We start from the raw sequence: 18,677 nt of genomic DNA, 5'->3' as shown, positions 1-18,677 counted from the left end.
GAATCGGATGTGCGAGGGTAATTCCTGAACGGTTAAAACTGTGAAAAATCGCTTAGTGATAAGTAAAAACTATCACAGCGTGAAGCAGTTCACATATTTTAATGATGACAGGAAAAGATATGAACGCACTGGCGCAGTACATCCACACATTAGCCCCCCAACTGAGCGCATGGCGTCGCGATCTTCACCATTTCGCGGAATCCGGCTGGGTGGAGTTTCGCACTGCCGCGAAAGTCTCGGAGATCCTGGACTCGCTGGGTTACGAGCTGGCGATGGGTCGCGATGTCGTGGATGCCGAAAGCCGGATGGGGTTGCCCGATGACGCAACCCTGGCGCGGGAATTTGCCCGCGCCCGCGCGCAAGGCGCACCGGAAAAATGGCTCGCGCCGTTCGAAGGCGGGTTCACCGGCATTGTCGCGACCCTGAATACCGGTCGCCCCGGCCCGACGCTGGCCTTTCGCGTGGACATGGATGCGCTTGATCTGAGCGAAGCGCATGACGACAGCCACCGGCCGTACCGCGACGGTTTTGCCTCCTGCAACCCGGGCATGATGCACGCCTGCGCGCACGACGGCCACACCACCATTGGTCTGGGGCTGGCGCAGGTGCTTAAGCAGTATGAAGCCCAGCTCAACGGCACCATCAAACTGATCTTCCAGCCTGCCGAAGAGGGTACGCGCGGCGCCCGCGCTATGGTCGCTGCAGGGGCGCTGGACGACGTGGACTACTTTACCGCCATTCATATTGGAACCGGCGTTCCGGAAGGGACGGTGATCTGCGGCAGCGATAACTTCATGGCGACCACCAAATTTGACGTGCGCTTTACCGGCGTTGCCGCACACGCTGGCGGTAAACCGGAAGAGGGCCGTAACGCCCTGCTCGCGGCGGCCCAGGCCGCTATCGCGCTGCATGGCATCGCGCCACACAGCGAAGGCGCGTCCCGGGTTAACGTCGGAGTCATGCAGGCGGGCAGCGGACGCAACGTGGTTCCGGCTGATGCGTTGCTTAAGGTTGAAACCCGCGGTGAAAGCGAGGCGATTAATCAGTATGTCTTTGAGCGCGCGCAGGCGGTGATTACCGGCGCGGCAGCACTCTACGGCGTAACAGCCGGGATAAACCTGATGGGGGCGGCGACCTCCAGTGCCCCCACCCCGGCCTGGGTCGATTATCTGCGCGAACAGGCAAGCCAGGTGCCCGGCGTGACTCATGCCATTAATAAGGTCAAAGCGCCTGCGGGCTCCGAAGATGCCACGCTAATGATGGCCCGCGTGCAGCAGAACGGCGGCATGGCCTCGTATATGGTCTTCGGCACCGAACTGAGCGCCGGACATCACAACGAAAAATTCGATTTTGATGAGCAGGTGATGAACGTTGCCATCGAAACACTGGCGCGAACTGCGCTTAATTTCCCGTGGACGCGAGGTGTGTAATGCAGGAGAACTACGCTTTTATCGCTGATGCCATCGACACGCGATGTCAGACGTTTACCGATATTGCCGACGACATCTGGGATCATCCCGAAACGCGCTTTGAAGAGTTCTGGTCCGCCGAACGGCTTGCCAGCGCGCTGGAAGCCGAGGGCTTTACCCTGATGCGGGAAGCCGGAGGCATTCCCAACGCCTTTATTGCCAGCTACGGCAGCGGCAAGCCCGTTATCGCCCTTCTGGGCGAATACGACGCCCTGGCCGGGTTGAGCCAGCAGGCGCACTGCGCGACGGCGCAATCCGCCACCCCGGGGGCTAACGGCCATGGCTGCGGGCATAACCTGTTGGGTACTGCTGCCTTTGCCGGTGCGGTGGCGGTGAAAAGCTGGCTGGAACAGCACGGCGGCAGCGGAACGGTACGATTTTACGGCTGCCCCGGCGAGGAAGGCGGCTCCGGTAAAACCTTTATGGTGCGTGAAGGATTATTTGACGACGTGGACGCTGCCGTGACCTGGCATCCGGAAGCCTTTGCCGGGATGTTTAACGTCAGCACGCTGGCCAATATTCAGGCCGCCTGGCGGTTTAAGGGGATCGCCGCCCATGCCGCAAACTCCCCACATCTGGGACGTAGCGCGCTGGATGCCGTGACGTTGATGACCACCGGCACAAACTTCCTCAACGAACACATCATTGAAAAAGCGCGCGTTCATTACGCCATCACCGATACCGGCGGAATTTCGCCTAACGTGGTGCAGGCTCAGGCAGAAGTGCTGTACCTGATCCGCGCTCCGGAGATGGCCGATGCGCAGCAGATCTACGCGCGCATCGAGAAAATCGCCCAGGGCGCGGCGATGATGACCGAAACCACTGTCGAGTGTCGCTTTGATAAAGCCTGCTCCAGCTATCTGCCGAACCGTACGCTCGAAGCGGCCATGTACCGCGCATTGCAGCATTACGGCACGCCGGACTGGACGGAAGAAGAACGCGAATTTGCCCGTGAAATCCGCGCCACGCTCACGGCAAACGACCTGCAAAACAGCCTGAAAAACATTGCCGCAACGGGAGCCGAAGAGGGAAAAGCCTTTGCCCGACGCCATCACGAAACGCTGCTGGTGGATGAAGTTGCCCCTTACGCCATCACCGATAACGTGCTGGCTGGCTCCACCGACGTGGGGGATGTCAGCTGGAAGATGCCTGTCGCACAGTGCTTTAGCCCCTGTTTTACCGTCGGCACCCCGCTGCATACCTGGCAATTGGTGGCGCAGGGGCGTACCTCTATTGCCCATAAAGGCATGCTGCTGGCCGGAAAAGTGATGGGCGCGACCGCGCTGCATCTGCTTCAGGATGCCGACCTGCTGCGAAAATGTCGGGAAGAATTCGAACAACACATAACAGAAAAACCGTACGAGTGTCCGATCCCGCAGGACGTGACACCGTCACCTTTAAAATAAAAAAACACAACACAACACAACACAACACAACACAACAACAGTCCCGAGGAACGCCCATGAGTATGTCATCCATACCTTCGCATTCCCCATCCGGTAAGCTCTATGGCTGGGTTGAAAGGATCGGTAATAAAGTGCCGCACCCTTTCCTGCTTTTTATCTATTTAATTGTCATCCTGATGGTCGCGACAGCCGTGCTGTCCGCCTTTGATGTGAGCGTGCGCAGCCCGGCCGACGGCAGCATGGTGGCCGTAAAAAATCTGCTCAGCGTGGAGGGGTTGCACTGGTTTTTGCCGAACGTGATTAAAAACTTCAGCGGTTTTGCGCCGCTGGGCGCCATCCTGGCGCTGGTGTTAGGCGCGGGTCTGGCCGAACGTGTGGGTCTGCTGCCCGCGCTGATGGTGAAAATGGCCTCGCACGTCAGCGCGCGTTATGCCAGCTATATGGTGCTGTTTATTGCCTTCTTCAGCCATATCTCGTCCGACGCGGCGCTGGTGATCATGCCGCCGATGGGGGCGCTGATTTTCCTCGCCGTTGGCCGTCATCCTGTTGCGGGCCTGCTGTCGGCGATCGCAGGCGTCGGCTGTGGGTTTACCGCTAACCTGCTTATCGTGACCACCGATGTGCTGCTCTCCGGCATCAGCACGGAGGCTGCCAGCACCATCGATGCGGCCATGCACGTCAGCGTGATCGACAACTGGTACTTTATGGCCAGTTCGGTGATTGTCCTGACGATTGTCGGGGGGCTGATTACCGATAAGATCGTTGAGCCGCGCCTGGGTAAATGGGAAGGCCGGAGCGATGAAAAGCTGGAGACGCTGAGCAAAGAGCAGCAATTCGGCCTGCGCGTCGCCGGGATCGTCTCGCTGGCGTTCATTGCGGCTGTGGCGCTGATGGTGGTGCCGGAGAATGGCGTGTTGCGCGATCCGATCAAACACACCGTACTTCCCTCGCCGTTTATTCAGGGTATTGTGCCGCTGATAATTCTCTTCTTCTTCGTCGTTTCGCTCGCCTACGGCATCGCTACCGGTAAAATCCGCCGTCAGGGAGATCTGCCGCACCTGATGATCGAGCCGATGAAGGAGATGGCGGGTTTTATCGTGATGGTGTTCCCGCTGGCGCAGTTTGTGGCCATGTTTAACTGGAGCAACATGGGCAAGTTTATGGCCGTGAGCCTGACGGACGCGCTGGAGGCGGCGGGGTTGAGCGGGGTTCCGGCGTTTGTCGGCCTGGCGCTGCTGTCGTCCCTGCTGTGCATGTTTATTGCCAGCGGGTCGGCCATCTGGTCGATTCTGGCCCCCATCTTTGTCCCCATGTTTATGATGCTCGGCTTTCATCCGGCATTCGCCCAGATCCTGTTCCGTGTCGCCGATTCTTCGGTGATCCCGCTGGCGCCCGTGTCACCCTTCGTTCCGCTGTTTTTAGGCTTCCTGCAACGCTACAGACCGGAGGCTAAGCTGGGTACCTACTATTCGCTGGTTCTGCCCTATCCGCTTATCTTCTTAGGGGTATGGCTGGTGATGCTGGTGGCGTGGTATCTTGTCGGCCTGCCGATTGGACCGGGTGTTTACCCGAGGCTGAACTAAGGAGTACTGATGCTGAGATTACTCGAAGATAAGATTGCGACGCCGCTGGGGCCGCTGTGGGTTATCGCGGATGAAGCGTTCAATCTGCGCGCTGTTGAGTGGGAAGAGCACAGCGACCGGATGGTTGAGCTGCTCAACATCCATTATCGCGCCGAGGGTTACGAGCGTATTACTGCCCGTAATCCTGGCGGGCTGAGCGATAAACTGGCGGCCTACTTCGAGGGCGATCTCAGCATTATTAATACCCTGCCAACCGCCACGGCGGGTACCCCTTTTCAGCGCGAGGTGTGGCAGGCGCTACGTAACATTCCCTGCGGGCAGGTGATGCACTACGGTCAGCTGGCAGAGCAGCTTGGCCGTGCCGGCGCGGCGCGCGCAGTCGGTGCGGCAAATGGCTCAAATCCCGTCAGCATTGTGGTGCCTTGCCATCGCGTGATCGGGCGCAACGGCACCCTCACCGGCTATGCCGGGGGCGTACAGCGTAAAGAGTGGCTGCTGCGTCACGAAGGGTATTTTCTGCTGTAATTCCCAGGCTTTTTGTGCTTAATTTTCTTCCTGTTAGGCTAATAATCCTTAATCATTCTGTGGAATTTCAAGGAGATGGCAGCTCGCTGCCGTCTCTTGTCTTTATTGGGGGTTTGCCAGACTTACGTCCTTACCAAAAAGATGTTAAAATTGACCAATATCAATTAAGGCTTGAGCAAACCTATGATCCCGGAAAAGCGAATTATACGACGCATTCAGTCTGGCGGTTGTGCTATCCATTGCCAGGATTGCAGCATCAGCCAGCTCTGTATCCCGTTTACTCTGAATGAGCATGAACTCGATCAGCTTGACAATATCATCGAGCGCAAAAAGCCTATTCAGAAAGGGCAGACGCTGTTTAAAGCGGGAGACGAACTGAAATCGCTCTATGCTATCCGTTCTGGCACCATCAAAAGCTACACCATTACCGAACAGGGCGACGAGCAGATCACTGGCTTCCATCTGGCGGGCGATTTAGTCGGCTTTGACGCCATCGGCAGTGGCCATCACCCGAGCTTTGCTCAGGCGCTGGAAACCTCTATGGTTTGTGAAATCCCGTTTGAAACGCTGGACGATCTGTCCGGTAAGATGCCGAACCTGCGTCAGCAGATGATGCGTCTGATGAGCGGTGAGATCAAAGGCGATCAGGATATGATCCTGCTGCTTTCCAAAAAGAATGCCGAAGAGCGTCTGGCCGCCTTTATCTATAACCTCTCCCGCCGTTTCGCGGAACGTGGCTTCTCCCCACGCGAATTCCGTCTGACCATGACGCGTGGCGATATTGGTAACTATCTGGGCCTGACCGTGGAAACCATCAGCCGTCTGCTGGGTCGTTTCCAGAAGAGCGGAATGCTGGCGGTTAAAGGTAAGTACATCACCATTGAAAACGGTGAAGCCCTGGCCATTCTGGCGGGTCACTCACGTAACGTGGCATAACTCTCCCGGATATCTTATGCCAGATCGATAAATTTTCATGATTATTGATCTGGCAAAAACTTCCCCCCTGTTTCATTCAAGATATATAGGTTACTCTTTTACTTACAGACTGTGGTGACAGTAGTAAGGAGACCTGTATGGCAAAGTATCAAAATATGCTGGTGGCTATCGATCCGAATCAGGACGATCAGCCAGCATTACGACGTGCTGTGTATTTACATCAACGGATTGGTGGCAAAATTAAAGCCTTTTTGCCGATTTATGACTTCTCATACGAGATGACCACCCTTCTGTCGCCTGACGAGCGCACCGCTATGCGTCAGGGAGTGATCAGCCAGCGTACCGCGTGGATCCGCGAGCAGGCGAAGTATTATCTGGAAGCGGGCGTACCTATCGATATCAAGGTGGTCTGGCACAACCGTCCTTTCGAAGCCATTATTCAGGAAGTGGTGGCCGGTGGGCATGACCTGCTGCTGAAAATGGCGCACCAGCATGACAAACTGGAATCCGTGATTTTCACCCCGACCGACTGGCACCTGCTGCGCAAATGCCCTTGTCCGGTATGGATGGTGAAAGATCAGCCGTGGCCTGAGGGCGGGAAAGCCGTCGTGGCGGTCAATCTGGCCAGCGAAGAGGATTATCACAATTCGCTGAACGAGAAGCTGGTGAAGGAGACCCTTCAGCTAGCCGACCAGGTTAACCACACTGAAGTCCATCTGGTGGGGGCCTATCCGGTTACGCCAATCAATATCGCCATCGAGCTGCCTGAATTTGACCCGAGCGTGTATAACGACGCGATTCGCGGTCAGCATCTGCTGGCCATGAAAGCGCTGCGCCAGAAATTCAGTATCGATGAGAACATGACGCACGTAGAAAAAGGGTTACCTGAAGAGGTTATTCCGGATCTGGCGGAGCATTTGCAGGCCGGGATTGTGGTGCTGGGCACCATTGGCCGGACCGGTATTTCTGCCGCGTTCCTGGGTAATACCGCCGAGCAGGTGATCGACCATCTTCGCTGCGACCTTCTGGTTATCAAGCCGGATCAGTATCAGACGCCGGTTGAACTGGACGATGAGGAAGACGATTGACCCCAAAATGAAAGCCCGCCGGTAACGGCGGGCTTTTTTTATTGCGCTTCGCTCAACCGTTGCGCCGGTGCCTCGTCGCCAGCATTCATCCAGGGCGCGTGCAGAACCATGCTCGGCAGCGCCAGCTTGATCTCCTGCTGGTTCAGCCCCTCCAGAATACGAATATTGATCTCCTGCTGAATATCCATGTACTTGTTGTAATCCGCCGTATTAACGATATGGACCACCTCGAAGGTCAGGCGATCGCGATCGAAGCCCAGGAAATGGGCGCGGTCAAACTTCGTTTCCCCGACGTCGGTAATGATCTGTTTGACCATATCACCCACTGAACGCAGTTTTTCCGGCGCCGTGTCGCTGGCGACCCCGAAGGTAAAGACGATCCGGCGCGTTTGCATCCGCTTGTAGTTATGCAGCGTCTGTTGCAGCAGGATGGCGTTCCCGCAGACAATCTGCTCCCCGCTCAGGCTACGGATACGGGTGGTTTTCAGGCCGATGTGCTCTACCGTCCCGGCGACATCGTTAAACACCACAAAATCGCCGATTTCGAACGGCTTATCAAAACCGATGGAGAGCGATGCAAACACGTCGCTCAGGATCGTTTGCACCGCGAGGGCGATAGCAATACCCCCTACCCCAAGGCTGGCAACCAGAGCAGTGATGTTGACGCCCGCGTTAGCAAGGATAGACAGCAGCATCACTGACCAGACAATGGCACGGAGGATAAGCCCCGTGATCACCAGCGTCACCGGGTTTTTATGGCTTCCCGGCGCCAGCATGACGTGACGAAGCCACGACACCACCCCCTGATCCATCCACAGCGCCACCTGGATAGCGAAGACCAGGAACCAGGCGTGGCTCACGGTACCAAAGAGATGATCCGGTAAGTCGACGAAACGCAGGCTGAACAGCAGCGCCACGACAAAAAGCAGGAAGCGGCTGGTGCGGTTAAGCATATCCGTCAGGATAAAACGCATCCGGTTGGTGGTGGGATGCTTGTCGCCCCAGGTGGTGATCCCTTTCTTAACAAAGGCGATCAGGCGCGTCAGCAGCCAGTACACCAGCAGAGTTACAAAGACTACCGTGGCGACGCCAATCCAGAATGATGGCGTCATCATCAGCGCGATGATGTCAAAGCGGGACAGAAATTGCATTACACCTCCTCGTATTACACAAAGGGTAAAGTATAGACAGAGGAGAATGGCTGACCGCAGAAATAAGAAAACCGCCCCCAGGGGCGGTTTGACAGGATGAAGCGGAATTAAAGAGATTTCAGAATCGCATCCACGCTGGCCTTGGCGTCGCCAAACAGCATGTGGGTGTTATCTTTAAAGAACAGCGGGTTCTGCACGCCAGCATAGCCGGTGTTCATAGAGCGTTTGAAGACAATGACGTTCTGCGCCTTCCACACTTCGAGAACAGGCATACCCGCAATCGGGCTGCGCGGATCGTCCTGCGCCGCCGGGTTAACGGTGTCGTTGGCGCCAATCACCAGCACGGTGTCGGTGTCGGCGAAATCATCGTTGATCTCGTCCATTTCCAGCACGATGTCGTAAGGCACCTTCGCTTCCGCCAGCAGCACGTTCATGTGGCCTGGCAGACGCCCCGCCACCGGGTGAATACCAAAGCGAACCTTGATACCGCGCGCGCGCAGTTTCTCGGTGATTTCCGCCACCGGATACTGCGCCTGCGCCACCGCCATGCCATAGCCCGGGGTGATGATAACGGAATGCGAGTTTTTCAGCATCTCTGCGGTGTCTTCCGCACTGATTTCACGGTGTTCACCCACTTCCTCATCAGAACCGGTTGATGAACCGTCAGAACCGAAGCCACCCGCGATGACGCTGATAAACGAGCGGTTCATCGCCTTACACATGATGTAAGACAGGATCGCACCGGAAGAACCGACCAGCGCACCGGTGACAATCAGCAGGTCGTTGCTCAGCATGAAGCCTGCTGCCGCCGCTGCCCAACCGGAATAGGAGTTCAGCATGGAGACGACTACCGGCATATCTGCCCCGCCGATAGACGCCACCAAATGCCAGCCGAAGGCCAGCGCGATAATGGTCATCACCAGTAACGCCAGCACCTGCAAGCCTACGCTTTCGGTACGCACGAAGACCACCAGCAGCACAAAGGAAACGACCAGCGCCGCCAGATTCAGCTTATGGCGGTTAGGCAGCATCAGCGGTTTGGAAGAGATCTTCCCGCGCAGTTTGCCGAACGCCACGATTGAGCCGGTGAAGGTCACCGCACCAATGAAGATGCCGAGGAACACTTCGGTCAGGTGGATGTTCACCAGAATCGGTTCCAGACCCGGTTCGTGGTACAGATAGCTGTTGAAGCCCACCAGCACCGCGGCCAGACCCACGAAGCTGTGCAGAATAGCAACCAGCTCCGGCATCTCGGTCATTTCAACGCGTTTCGCCAGACGAATACCAATCGCACCACCGATGATCATCGCCACCAGGATCCACGCCACGTTGCCGGTGTCCGGCCCAAAGATGGTGGCAATCAGCGCAATCGCCATCCCGGCGATACCAAAGTTATTTCCCTGCTGAGACGTTTCGTGTTTGGAAAGCCCCGCCAGACTGAAAATAAACAGGATTGCAGCAACAATGTATGCGGCTGTAACTAATCCTCCAGACATATGCTACCCCTTAGCCTTTACGAAACATTTTCAGCATGCGCTGAGTCACGGTGAAACCACCGAAAATATTGATACTGGCGATCAGCACTGCAATGAAGCTCAGGAAGCTGATCCAGCCGCCATGACCAATTTGCAGCAATGCCCCAACCACGATAATCCCGGAGATGGCATTGGTAACCGACATCAGCGGGGTATGCAGCGCATGGGAAACGTTCCATACGACGTAGTAACCCACCACGCAGGAGAGCGCGAAGACGGTGAAGTGGCCAAGGAACTCTTTTGGCGCGACGTCCGCCAGCCAGCCAAACAGGATAATGACCAGCGCCATGATGGCGTATTTGCGCCACGGCGACGCAGGTTTCGCTGGTTCTGCAGGCTCAGGCGCCGCTTTCGGCGCAGCCTGAGGCTGAGCGGAAACCTGTATCGGCGGTGCAGGCCAGGTGATTTCCCCTTCACGCACCACGGTCACGCCGCGCACCACCACATCATCAAAATCAACGGTGATGTTGCCGTCTTTCTCTTTGCAGAGCAGCTTCAGCAGATTAACGAGGTTCGTGCCGTACAGCTGAGAGGACTGGGTTGGCAGACGTCCTGGCAGGTCGGTATAACCGATCACCTTCACGCCGTTCGCGGTCGTCGTGACCTGATTTGGCACGGTATACTCACAGTTACCGCCGTTTTGCGCCGCCAGATCGACAATCACGCTGCCCGGCTGCATGGAATCCACCATCTCACGGGTGATCAGCTTCGGTGCCGGTTTACCCGGAATAAGCGCGGTGGTGACAATGATGTCCACCTCTTTTGCCTGCGCCGCAAAGAGCGCCATTTCCGCCTTAATAAAGGCTTCAGACATGACCTTCGCGTAACCATCACCGCTGCCCGCTTCTTCCTTGAAGTCCAGCTCAAGGAATTCGGCGCCCATACTCTGCACCTGCTCCTTCACTTCCGGCCGGGTATCAAACGCACGAACAATAGCGCCCAGGCTGTTTGCGGCCCCAATAGCGGCAAGACCTGCCACACCGGCACCAATTACCATCACCTTCGCGGGTGGTACTTTGCCTGCGGCCGTAATTTGACCGGTAAAGAAGCGACCAAACTCATGCGCAGCTTCGACAATGGCGCGATAGCCGGCAATGTTTGCCATAGAACTCAGCGCATCCAGAGACTGCGCGCGCGAAATACGCGGCACGGAATCCATCGCCATCACGGTGACACCGCGTGCCGCCAGTTTCTCCATCAGCTCCGGGTTTTGGGCTGGCCAGACAAAGCTCACAAGCGTCGTGCCCGCGTTCAGCAGTTCAATTTCACTCTCTTCCGGTGCGTTTACCTTCAGAATAATGGGTGATTGCCAGACCTCAGCACCGTCCACTACGTCCGCGCCAGCCTGAGTAAAGGCCTCGTCATCGAAACTCGCCAGTTTGCCCGCGCCGCTTTCAATCGCGACGGTAAAACCCAGTTTAAGCAGTTGCTCCACCGTTTTTGGTGTTGCCGCTACGCGGGTTTCATTGGCTAACCGTTCTTTTGGTACCCCAATACGCATAGTTTTCCCTTCCATCGGTTTGTGATGATGGTTTGTCGATAATTGCCCGCGGTTCGTATCAATTTTCACCATCGCGATAACGACGGAGAATGATTAACCCCGGAAAATAAAACAGTAACAAACTTTCTATAACCTACTGAAAATAGCGCCCGTGATCTACCGCCAGAAAACACTATTTCTTATTTTATCTGTGAAAAATAAGCGATCGGGGTCACTGACAGAGATATTTACCTTAAATTCGCCTTCAGGACCGATAAATCGCGCAAGCGAAGCGGTAAAAACATGATATAGCGCCATAAAAGAACAACTCATTAACATTAAATTAACTTGTAAAAGTCATATGCTTAATCAGTTTTTCTTGTGAAACGCCTGTTTTTTCCACATATCACAAAATGTTATCGAATCAGGTCCTTTGCTGAGCACAGGCTGTGAAAAATGCCGCAGACAGCGACGGGTGTTAAATGCCATAATCGGGACCGTCTCAAATTAACAACAACACCAGTACATGGTTTGCGCAAGGCGAAGGATTATTTTTATGAAGCTTAAGAACACTCTCCTGGCGTCCGCACTTCTTTCCGCGACCGCCCTGTCAGCGAATGCTGCGACAGAGTTGACGCCGGAGCAAGCGGCAGCGTTAAAACCTTTTGACCATACGGTCATTGTGGGTCGGTATAATTCCATTGGCGATGCCGTCGCCGCCGCATCAAAAGCCGCCGATAAAAACGGCGCTGCCTCGTTTTACGTTGTTGACCAGTCCGATCAGGGCAACAGCGGTAACCAGCGCGTGACTGTTGCGCTGTACAAAGAGAATGCCCCAAAGGCAGATGAACAGAAAAACCGCGTTATTAACGGCATTGTTGAACTGCCGAAAGATCAGGCTGTTCAGCTGGAACCGTATGACACCGTGACCGTTCAGGGCTTCTACCGCAGCCAGCCTGAAGTTAACGATGCCATCACCAAAGCCGCGAGAGAAAAAGGCGCTTACGCGTTTTATATCGTGCGTCAGGTTGATGCCAACCAGGGCGGAAACCAGCGCATTACCGCCTTCATCTATAAGCAAGATGCGAAAAAACGCGTAGTGCAAAGCCCGGATGCGATTCCAGCGGATTCAGAAGCCGGTCGTGCTGCGTTAGCAAAAGGCGGTGAAGAAGCGAAGAAAGTTGAAATTCCGGGCGTAGCAACGTCTGCGGCACCAAGCGCAGAAGTGGGTCGTTTCTTTGAAACCCAATCCACCAAAGGCGGTCGTTATACCGTTACGTTACCAGACGGCACGAAAATTGAAGAGCTGAACAAAGCCACTGCCGCGCAGATGGTGCCGTTCGACAGCATCAAGTTTACGGGCAACTATGGCAACATGACAGAAATCTCCTATCAGGTGGCGAAGCGTGCTGCGAAGAAAGGCGCGAAGTATTATCACATCACCCGCCAGTGGCAGGAACGTGGCAACAACCTGACCATCAGTGCCGATCTGTACAAGTAACAAAACGGTTTCATAAAGGCGGCGCAGTGCCGCCTTTTTTGTTACTTTTTTTCTGATTTCTGCCCCATGTCATTGCATGCATCCGTCACACTCCGTAAAATCCCGCGCCTTAGCGTGATCCACCATTTTTATGCGCCTTAGCGAAATAATTATTCTGGATTTGGACTTTTCATAACAGGAAGCCAATGGAAAAGAAACTTGGCCTGAGTGCGTTAACTGCACTTGTATTGAGCTCAATGCTGGGCGCGGGCGTATTCAGTTTGCCGCAGAACATGGCGGCCGTCGCCAGCCCGGCCGCATTATTGATTGGCTGGGGCATCACCGGCGTCGGGATTTTGTTGCTGGCGTTCGCCATGCTGCTGCTGACGCGTATCCGACCGGATCTGGACGGCGGAATATTCACTTACGCCCGTGAAGGTTTTGGCGAGCTGATTGGCTTCTGCTCCGCCTGGGGCTACTGGCTGTGCGCGGTGATCGCCAACGTCTCCTATCTGGTTATCGTCTTCTCGGCGCTCAGTTTCTTTACCGATACGCCCGAACTGCGCCTGTTTGGTGACGGCAATACCTGGCAGTCCATCGTCGGCGCCTCGGTGCTGCTGTGGATTGTTCACTGGTTGATTTTGCGCGGCGTTCAGACCGCGGCCAGCATTAACCTGGTGGCGACGCTGGCCAAGCTGGTGCCACTTGGCCTGTTCGTCGTGCTGGCCTTCCTCGCCTTCCGTCTCGATGTCTTTACGCTCGATTTCAGCGGTATTGCGTTGGGCGTTCCCGTCTGGGAGCAGGTGAAAAATACCATGCTGATTACCCTGTGGGTGTTCATCGGTGTTGAAGGTGCCGTCGTGGTCTCTGCCCGCGCGCGTAACAAACGCGACGTGGGACGCGCCACGCTGCTGGCCGTCCTGGCGGCGCTGGGCGTTTATCTGCTGGTGACGCTGCTGTCGCTCGGTGTGGTGGCCCGCCCTGAACTGGCGGAGATGCGTAATCCGTCCATGGCCGGGCTGATGGTGAAAATGCTCGGTCCCTGGGGTGATGTGGTTATCGCGGCAGGTTTGATTGTCTCCGTCTGCGGCGCGTACCTGAGCTGGACCATTATGGCGGCGGAAGTTCCGTTCCTGGCCGCCACGCACAAAGCGTTCCCGCGCCTGTTTGCCCGTCAGAACAAAAACAGTTCGCCATCGGCCTCTCTGTGGCTCACCAACATCAGCGTGCAGGTCTGTCTGGTGCTGATCTGGCTCACAGGTTCGGACTATAACACGCTGCTGACCATCGCCTCCGAGATGATTCTGGTACCCTATTTCTTAGTGGGCGCATATCTGTTAAAAATTGCGACCCGCCCGGCACACTATGCGGTAGGCGTAGGTGCCTGTATTTACGGTCTATGGTTATTGTATGCTTCCGGCCCGATGCATCTGCTGCTGTCCGTGGTGCTCTACGCGCCAGGCCTGCTGGTGTTTATCTACGCTCGCCGTACGCATCAGCTTGATAATGCCCTTAAGCGCCGCGAAATGGCGTTGATAGGTTTGCTGTTAGTCGCTGCCGTACCGGCAACGTGGATGTTAATGGGATAGCGCCGCCTGTCCCATTGTTGAACTGAAAAGGAGATTACGATGGGACACACGCAGCAACGCCCAATATTGATCACTGGCGCAGGCCGTCGCATCGGCCTCGCCCTCGCCCATCACTTTCTCAATCTTCGCCATCCGGTTATCGTCAGTTACCGCACGGAATATCCCTCCATTGAAGGGCTACGACATGCCGGAGCCGTCTGCATTCAGGCGGATTTCTCCACGGATGAAGGTATTCTTGCTTTCGCGGAAAAAGTGAAATCGACCACCCCCGGGCTGCGGGCGGTTATTCACAACGCCAGTACCTGGCTTCCTGAAAAAGCAGGACATTCGCTCAGCGAAACGCTCGCCTGCATGATGCAGATCCACGTTAATGCGCCTTATCTGCTCAACCATGCCCTACAGGATCTGCTACGCGGACACGGCCATGCCGCAGGCGACATTATCCATTTCACCGATTACGTGGTGGAGCGAGGCAGCGATAAACACATCGCCTACGCGGCCAGCAAAGCCGCGCTGGATAATATGACTCGCTCGTTCGCGCGCAAGCTGGCCCCCGAGGTAAAAGTCAACGCGATTGCCCCGGCGATGATTTTATTTAACGAGGGCGATGATGCCGAGTATCGTCAGCATGCGCTTAACAAGTCGTTGATGAAAATTGCGCCCGGCGAGAAAGAGGTGATCGACCTGATCGATTATCTGCTGACCAGCTGTTACGTCACGGGCAGGACGTTTGCCGTGGACGGTGGCCGCCCGCTGCGCTAGTGAAAGCGGCTCCAGAAGAAGATGAGCACCCAGGCGCTGAGGCTCCAGCAGACCACCGCCCCGCCCAGCGCCAGGGGCAGACGCAGAAAACCGGTGAAGTACCACAGCGACAGCAGATAGATGAAATACGGGATGATTGACCACATCCCGAATACAATGGTGGCACGCAGCGCCTCTATACCCCGCTCAGAGGCCACAATATAGTGCGCAATTAACGCAAAGGTGGGAAACAGCGGGATAAGCCCGGCAATGTAGTAGTTCTTCGTTTTAGCCAGCACCCCAATCAACAGCACGACCAGCGCACCCAGCGCGGCTTTGATCAACAGTCCCATTCTTTTCCCTTAACAATCAAATAACATTCCCGTGCAGGATAACGGAACTCCGGCTAATTATGAAAGATTAATGGAAGGTTAAGGTTGTGCGGTGTATGTTGACGTTTTTCGCGATGACAGACGTAGTATGAATAAGATTGTTTATGTTGAAGATGAACCCGAAGTGGGACAATTGATCGCCGCTTATCTGGGTAAACATGATATTGAAGTGGTTGTCGAACCTCGTGGCGATCGCGCTGAAGACGTCGTCACCCGCGAAAATCCGGACCTGGTGTTGCTGGACATTATGCTGCCCGGAAAAGATGGCATGACGCTTTGCCGGGATCTGCGCGCGAAGTGGGACGGCCCGATCGTGCTGCTGACCTCTCTCGACAGCGATATGAATCATATTCTGTCCCTTGAGATGGGCGCGAATGACTACATCCTGAAAACCACGCCGCCGGCGGTCCTGCTTGCCCGTTTGCGCCTTCATCTGCGTCAGCGTGCCAGCGCTGAGCGTGAAGCGCCTGCGCCCTCTTTAACGCCGCATAAGGCGATGCGGTTCGGCACGCTTTCTATCGACCCGGTCAACCGACAGGTTATGCTTTCCGGGGTGCTAATTGCGCTCTCAACCGCAGATTTTGACCTGCTGTGGGAGCTGGCAACTCATGCCGGGCAAATTATGGACCGGGATGCATTGCTGAAAAATCTGCGCGGCGTAAGTTACGACGGAATGGATCGTAGCGTTGATGTGGCGATTTCTCGCCTGCGAAAAAAACTGCAGGACAGCGCCACCGAGCCCTACCGCATTAAAACCGTACGTAATAAGGGCTACCTGTTTGCCCCGCACGCATGGGAAACCTGAAAAAAAGCTACACAGTAAATTTCGAAAAATAACTTGCGATGCATCAGGAATGTTATCGGTATACGTCGTAAGTTTTCGATTATATGCATCGTTAGTCATGAAATATCCTTTGATCACATTCCTCTTACCTGTTCAATTTCGATGTGCATTTATCGCGTAAACAAAAGTAGCTCTAATGTATTTCATTGCTATAGTACAATATATATTCAGCAGTTCAGGAACCATCATCGATCAAAAATCCGTCACTTAAATGCACATTGTGTTAAAAATGAACTTTACAATTGACTAAATTATTATCTTATCCTTATGAAAACAAAGGGGATATAGTTAGCATATAAATAATATCGATCTTTTTCAATAGCTTACGCGTTTGCAGAAATCTAATTCTCATGCTAAACCTTATACTCTCTCAATTATTTAATGAACGAGGTATAGCAATGTCATGGAGAGTCATTAGCTCGGTAATTTGTCCTAACACGGGAATCGTTTATTCAAGCATCTTGGGACTCAAGTTCTTGAAACTCATCATTTGGTATGAAAGCGATGTCTATTTGTACCCCGGCGATAGGATATATCCGACAAAGAATGGCGTCTTCATTAATGGCGTTTTCAAGCCAATATCGATATACAACATCTCCCCTTACAACGAGATGTTATGGAGTGAAATTAAAAACAAGATGGCCTGCCCATACAATCGAAACCAGGAAGAGGAGATATGTACCTACGCGGTGCATTGCAACGCGCGTAAGTGTCCGCATGGGTTTATCACGAATCCACTGATTGTCAGCACAGTCAAATCCAGACATTAACGAATGTTGGTAATGTTCAGGTTACAAAGATAAGTCTCTTTGTCGCACCGTTTGCGCCGGATACTTCTCACTGGTAAACGCCATAAATAAAGCCACCCGCAGGTGGCCTTTGTCATTGTTATTCTGATTCACAAATACTCTCAATCGCAAATAAACTCGTATAGCGAAGCGTAAACGGATTACCCGGGCATTGATGGAATAAAGCGATGCCGTGTTTTATTACCTTTCGACGATTACCCCTTTTCAACGCATCATGCCTGACTTGCGCCCATAGCGACCCTGCTGGTAAAAGACGTGTAGTGAAGCCCCTGTTTCGGTGAAATTAATGAAGAAGCTGTTTGTTCAGTTTTATTTACTGCTGTTTGTCTGCTTTCTGGTGATGACCATGCTGGTCGGGCTGGTCTATAAGTTCACCGCAGAGCGTGCGGGCAGACAATCCCTGGACGATCTGATGAAAAGCTCGCTCTACCTGATGCGTAGCGAGCTGCGCGAAATTCCTCCGCATGACTGGGCACGTACGTTAAAAGAGCTGGATCTGAATCTGTCGTTTGATCTGCGTATCGAACCCATGAAGGATTTTGATTTAGCGCCGCCGGCGATGCTGCGTTTGCGCGATGGAGACATCGTCGCCCTGGACGAGAAATATACCTTCATTCAGCGTATTCCGCGCAGCCACTATGTCCTGGCCGTCGGGCCAGTGCCCTATCTCTATTACCTGCACCAGATGCGCCTGCTGGATCTCGCCCTGCTGGGCTTTATTGCCATCTCGCTCGCTTTCCCTGTGTTCATCTGGATGCGACCGCACTGGCAGGACATGCTGAAACTGGAATCCGCCGCACAGCGTTTTGGGGAGGGTCATTTAACTGAACGCATACATTTCGACAGTGGTTCCAGTTTTGACCGTCTCGGTATTGCCTTTAACCAGATGGCCGATAACATCAACGCCCTGATTGCCAGCAAGAAGCAGCTTATCGACGGCATTGCGCATGAACTGCGCACTCCGCTGGTACGCCTGCGTTATCGCCTGGAGATGAGCGAGAACCTCACCGCCGCGGAATCGCAGGCCCTCAATCGGGATATTGGCCAGCTTGAAGCGCTGATTGAAGAGCTGCTGACCTATGCCCGCCTCGATCGGCCTCAGACGGAGTTGCACCTCAGTACGCCGGATCTTCCCGTCTGGCTACAGACGCATATTAACGATGTGCAGAGCGTTAACCCTCAGCGAAAACTGCTGACAGCCATTACCCCCGGCGCGTACGGCGCGCTGGACATGCGCCTGATGGAACGCGTGCTGGATAATCTGATGAACAACGCCATGCGCTACAGCGAAACCACGCTGCGCATAGGTTTAGATTTGCAGAGGAGCCAGGCAATTCTGTGCGTGGAAGACGATGGCCCCGGTATTGAGCCAGCGGAGCGTGAAAAAGTTTTCGAGCCGTTTGTGCGCCTCGACCCCAGCCGCGACCGTGCTACCGGCGGCTGTGGTCTGGGGCTGGCTATTGTCCGTTCTATTGCCCAGGCGATGGGCGGTTCGGTTCGCTGCGAAGCGAGCGAGCTGGGCGGGGCCCGGTTCGTCTTTAGCTGGCCGATCTATCACAACATTCCTCTTCCCGTACCTGCCTGAACTAAACCGCACGCTGGCCTGACCCGGCGTGTTGTGCTATATCAGTAGTATGTTGTAACTAATT

General features: G+C 54.7%; 16 protein-coding genes. 12 read left to right on the top strand and 4 right to left on the bottom strand.

What is annotated here, in order from left to right; all coding sequences use genetic code 11:
- The first annotated feature begins 119 nt into the window (after positions 1-119).
- The 6 genes from ACQG11_RS19890 (at position 120) to uspE (ending at position 7,007) form a co-directional block, all read left to right on the top strand.
- Positions 120-1,430, top strand: a complete 1,311-nt coding sequence (locus tag ACQG11_RS19890) for a M20 family metallo-hydrolase (RefSeq protein ID WP_426728694.1) — start codon at positions 120-122, stop codon at positions 1,428-1,430.
- Complete coding sequence (locus tag ACQG11_RS19885; RefSeq protein WP_022647943.1) at positions 1,430-2,875, top strand: M20 family metallopeptidase; 1,446 nt, start codon at positions 1,430-1,432, stop codon at positions 2,873-2,875. Before ACQG11_RS19890 ends, ACQG11_RS19885 begins: the two co-directional genes overlap by 1 nt.
- Before the next feature lie 56 nt (positions 2,876-2,931).
- Positions 2,932-4,458, top strand: coding sequence for a p-aminobenzoyl-glutamate transporter (gene abgT, locus ACQG11_RS19880; protein WP_045622841.1), 1,527 nt, complete (start codon positions 2,932-2,934; stop codon positions 4,456-4,458).
- 9 nt (positions 4,459-4,467) lie between these two features.
- A complete protein-coding gene (ogt, locus tag ACQG11_RS19875; RefSeq protein ID WP_032622192.1) occupies positions 4,468-4,983 on the top strand; it encodes a methylated-DNA--[protein]-cysteine S-methyltransferase in 516 nt (171 codons plus the stop codon).
- A 183-nt stretch (positions 4,984-5,166) separates the two neighbouring features.
- Entirely contained in the window at positions 5,167-5,919 is a 753-nt protein-coding gene (fnr, locus tag ACQG11_RS19870; protein WP_000611906.1) for a fumarate/nitrate reduction transcriptional regulator Fnr, read from the top strand.
- A gap of 137 nt (positions 5,920-6,056) precedes the next feature.
- Positions 6,057-7,007 carry a universal stress protein UspE gene (gene uspE / locus ACQG11_RS19865; RefSeq protein WP_003857535.1) on the top strand — a complete coding sequence of 317 codons (951 nt, stop codon included), beginning with the start codon at positions 6,057-6,059 and terminating at the stop codon, positions 7,005-7,007.
- A gap of 38 nt (positions 7,008-7,045) precedes the next feature.
- Here the strand turns inward: uspE and ACQG11_RS19860 are convergent, their stop codons facing one another.
- The 3 genes from ACQG11_RS19860 to pntA form a co-directional block, all read right to left on the bottom strand.
- Complete coding sequence (locus ACQG11_RS19860) at positions 7,046-8,158, bottom strand: mechanosensitive ion channel family protein (protein WP_022647940.1); 1,113 nt, start codon at positions 8,156-8,158, stop codon at positions 7,046-7,048.
- Between the two features lie 107 nt (positions 8,159-8,265).
- Positions 8,266-9,654, bottom strand: a complete 1,389-nt coding sequence (pntB, locus tag ACQG11_RS19855) for a Re/Si-specific NAD(P)(+) transhydrogenase subunit beta (RefSeq protein ID WP_022647939.1) — start codon at positions 9,652-9,654, stop codon at positions 8,266-8,268.
- 10 nt (positions 9,655-9,664) lie between these two features.
- A complete protein-coding gene (gene pntA, locus ACQG11_RS19850; RefSeq protein ID WP_017384575.1) occupies positions 9,665-11,194 on the bottom strand; it encodes a Re/Si-specific NAD(P)(+) transhydrogenase subunit alpha in 1,530 nt (509 codons plus the stop codon).
- A gap of 535 nt (positions 11,195-11,729) precedes the next feature.
- On the opposite strand from pntA, the gene ydgH reads away from it, so the two are divergent.
- The 3 genes from ydgH to folM all read left to right on the top strand — a co-directional run bounded on the left by ydgH (position 11,730) and on the right by folM (position 15,004).
- Positions 11,730-12,674 carry a DUF1471 family protein YdgH gene (gene ydgH / locus ACQG11_RS19845; RefSeq protein ID WP_022647937.1) on the top strand — a complete coding sequence of 315 codons (945 nt, stop codon included), beginning with the start codon at positions 11,730-11,732 and terminating at the stop codon, positions 12,672-12,674.
- 185 nt (positions 12,675-12,859) lie between these two features.
- On the top strand, positions 12,860-14,242 hold the full coding sequence (locus ACQG11_RS19840) for an amino acid permease (RefSeq protein ID WP_426728693.1): 1,383 nt from the start codon (positions 12,860-12,862) through the stop codon (positions 14,240-14,242).
- 39 nt (positions 14,243-14,281) lie between these two features.
- The gene (gene folM, locus ACQG11_RS19835; RefSeq protein ID WP_426728692.1) at positions 14,282-15,004 is read left to right on the top strand and encodes a dihydromonapterin reductase; all 723 of its coding nucleotides are present in this window, start codon (positions 14,282-14,284) and stop codon (positions 15,002-15,004) included.
- On the opposite strand, the gene ACQG11_RS19830 is transcribed toward folM, so the two are convergent.
- Positions 15,001-15,336, bottom strand: coding sequence for a GlpM family protein (locus ACQG11_RS19830; RefSeq protein ID WP_022647934.1), 336 nt, complete (start codon positions 15,334-15,336; stop codon positions 15,001-15,003). The genes folM and ACQG11_RS19830 overlap by 4 nt on opposite strands.
- Before the next feature lie 127 nt (positions 15,337-15,463).
- On the opposite strand from ACQG11_RS19830, the gene rstA reads away from it, so the two are divergent.
- From rstA to rstB, 3 genes are all read left to right on the top strand, one after another.
- Positions 15,464-16,180 (top strand): two-component system response regulator RstA, encoded by a 717-nt coding sequence (rstA, locus tag ACQG11_RS19825; RefSeq protein WP_426728691.1) that lies wholly within the window; start codon positions 15,464-15,466, stop codon positions 16,178-16,180.
- Between the two features lie 389 nt (positions 16,181-16,569).
- Positions 16,570-16,989, top strand: coding sequence for an anti-adapter protein IraM (gene iraM / locus ACQG11_RS19820; RefSeq protein WP_032671145.1), 420 nt, complete (start codon positions 16,570-16,572; stop codon positions 16,987-16,989).
- 325 nt (positions 16,990-17,314) lie between these two features.
- Positions 17,315-18,613, top strand: coding sequence for a two-component system sensor histidine kinase RstB (gene rstB / locus ACQG11_RS19815; protein WP_426728690.1), 1,299 nt, complete (start codon positions 17,315-17,317; stop codon positions 18,611-18,613).
- The last annotated feature ends 64 nt before the right edge of the window (positions 18,614-18,677 follow it).

It is taken from the genome of Enterobacter cloacae complex sp. 372C4 (assembly GCF_050030615.1).
In the GTDB taxonomy this organism is placed as follows: Bacteria; Pseudomonadota; Gammaproteobacteria; order Enterobacterales; family Enterobacteriaceae; genus Enterobacter; species Enterobacter intestinihominis.
This window is presented reverse-complemented; position numbering and strand designations above follow the sequence as displayed.

Coding starts and splice junctions, on each gene's coding strand:
- ACQG11_RS19885 (WP_022647943.1), top strand. CDS start 1,430: ATGCAGGAGAACTACGCTTTTATCGCTGATGCCATCGACACGCGATGT.
- rstB (WP_426728690.1), top strand. CDS start 17,315: ATGAAGAAGCTGTTTGTTCAGTTTTATTTACTGCTGTTTGTCTGCTTT.
- pntA (WP_017384575.1), bottom strand. CDS start 11,194: ATGCGTATTGGGGTACCAAAAGAACGGTTAGCCAATGAAACCCGCGTA.
- ACQG11_RS19860 (WP_022647940.1), bottom strand. CDS start 8,158: ATGCAATTTCTGTCCCGCTTTGACATCATCGCGCTGATGATGACGCCA.
- rstA (WP_426728691.1), top strand. CDS start 15,464: ATGAATAAGATTGTTTATGTTGAAGATGAACCCGAAGTGGGACAATTG.
- fnr (WP_000611906.1), top strand. CDS start 5,167: ATGATCCCGGAAAAGCGAATTATACGACGCATTCAGTCTGGCGGTTGT.
- abgT (WP_045622841.1), top strand. CDS start 2,932: ATGAGTATGTCATCCATACCTTCGCATTCCCCATCCGGTAAGCTCTAT.
- ACQG11_RS19890 (WP_426728694.1), top strand. CDS start 120: ATGAACGCACTGGCGCAGTACATCCACACATTAGCCCCCCAACTGAGC.
- ACQG11_RS19840 (WP_426728693.1), top strand. CDS start 12,860: ATGGAAAAGAAACTTGGCCTGAGTGCGTTAACTGCACTTGTATTGAGC.
- pntB (WP_022647939.1), bottom strand. CDS start 9,654: ATGTCTGGAGGATTAGTTACAGCCGCATACATTGTTGCTGCAATCCTG.
- ogt (WP_032622192.1), top strand. CDS start 4,468: ATGCTGAGATTACTCGAAGATAAGATTGCGACGCCGCTGGGGCCGCTG.
- ACQG11_RS19830 (WP_022647934.1), bottom strand. CDS start 15,336: ATGGGACTGTTGATCAAAGCCGCGCTGGGTGCGCTGGTCGTGCTGTTG.
- folM (WP_426728692.1), top strand. CDS start 14,282: ATGGGACACACGCAGCAACGCCCAATATTGATCACTGGCGCAGGCCGT.
- iraM (WP_032671145.1), top strand. CDS start 16,570: ATGCTAAACCTTATACTCTCTCAATTATTTAATGAACGAGGTATAGCA.
- ydgH (WP_022647937.1), top strand. CDS start 11,730: ATGAAGCTTAAGAACACTCTCCTGGCGTCCGCACTTCTTTCCGCGACC.
- uspE (WP_003857535.1), top strand. CDS start 6,057: ATGGCAAAGTATCAAAATATGCTGGTGGCTATCGATCCGAATCAGGAC.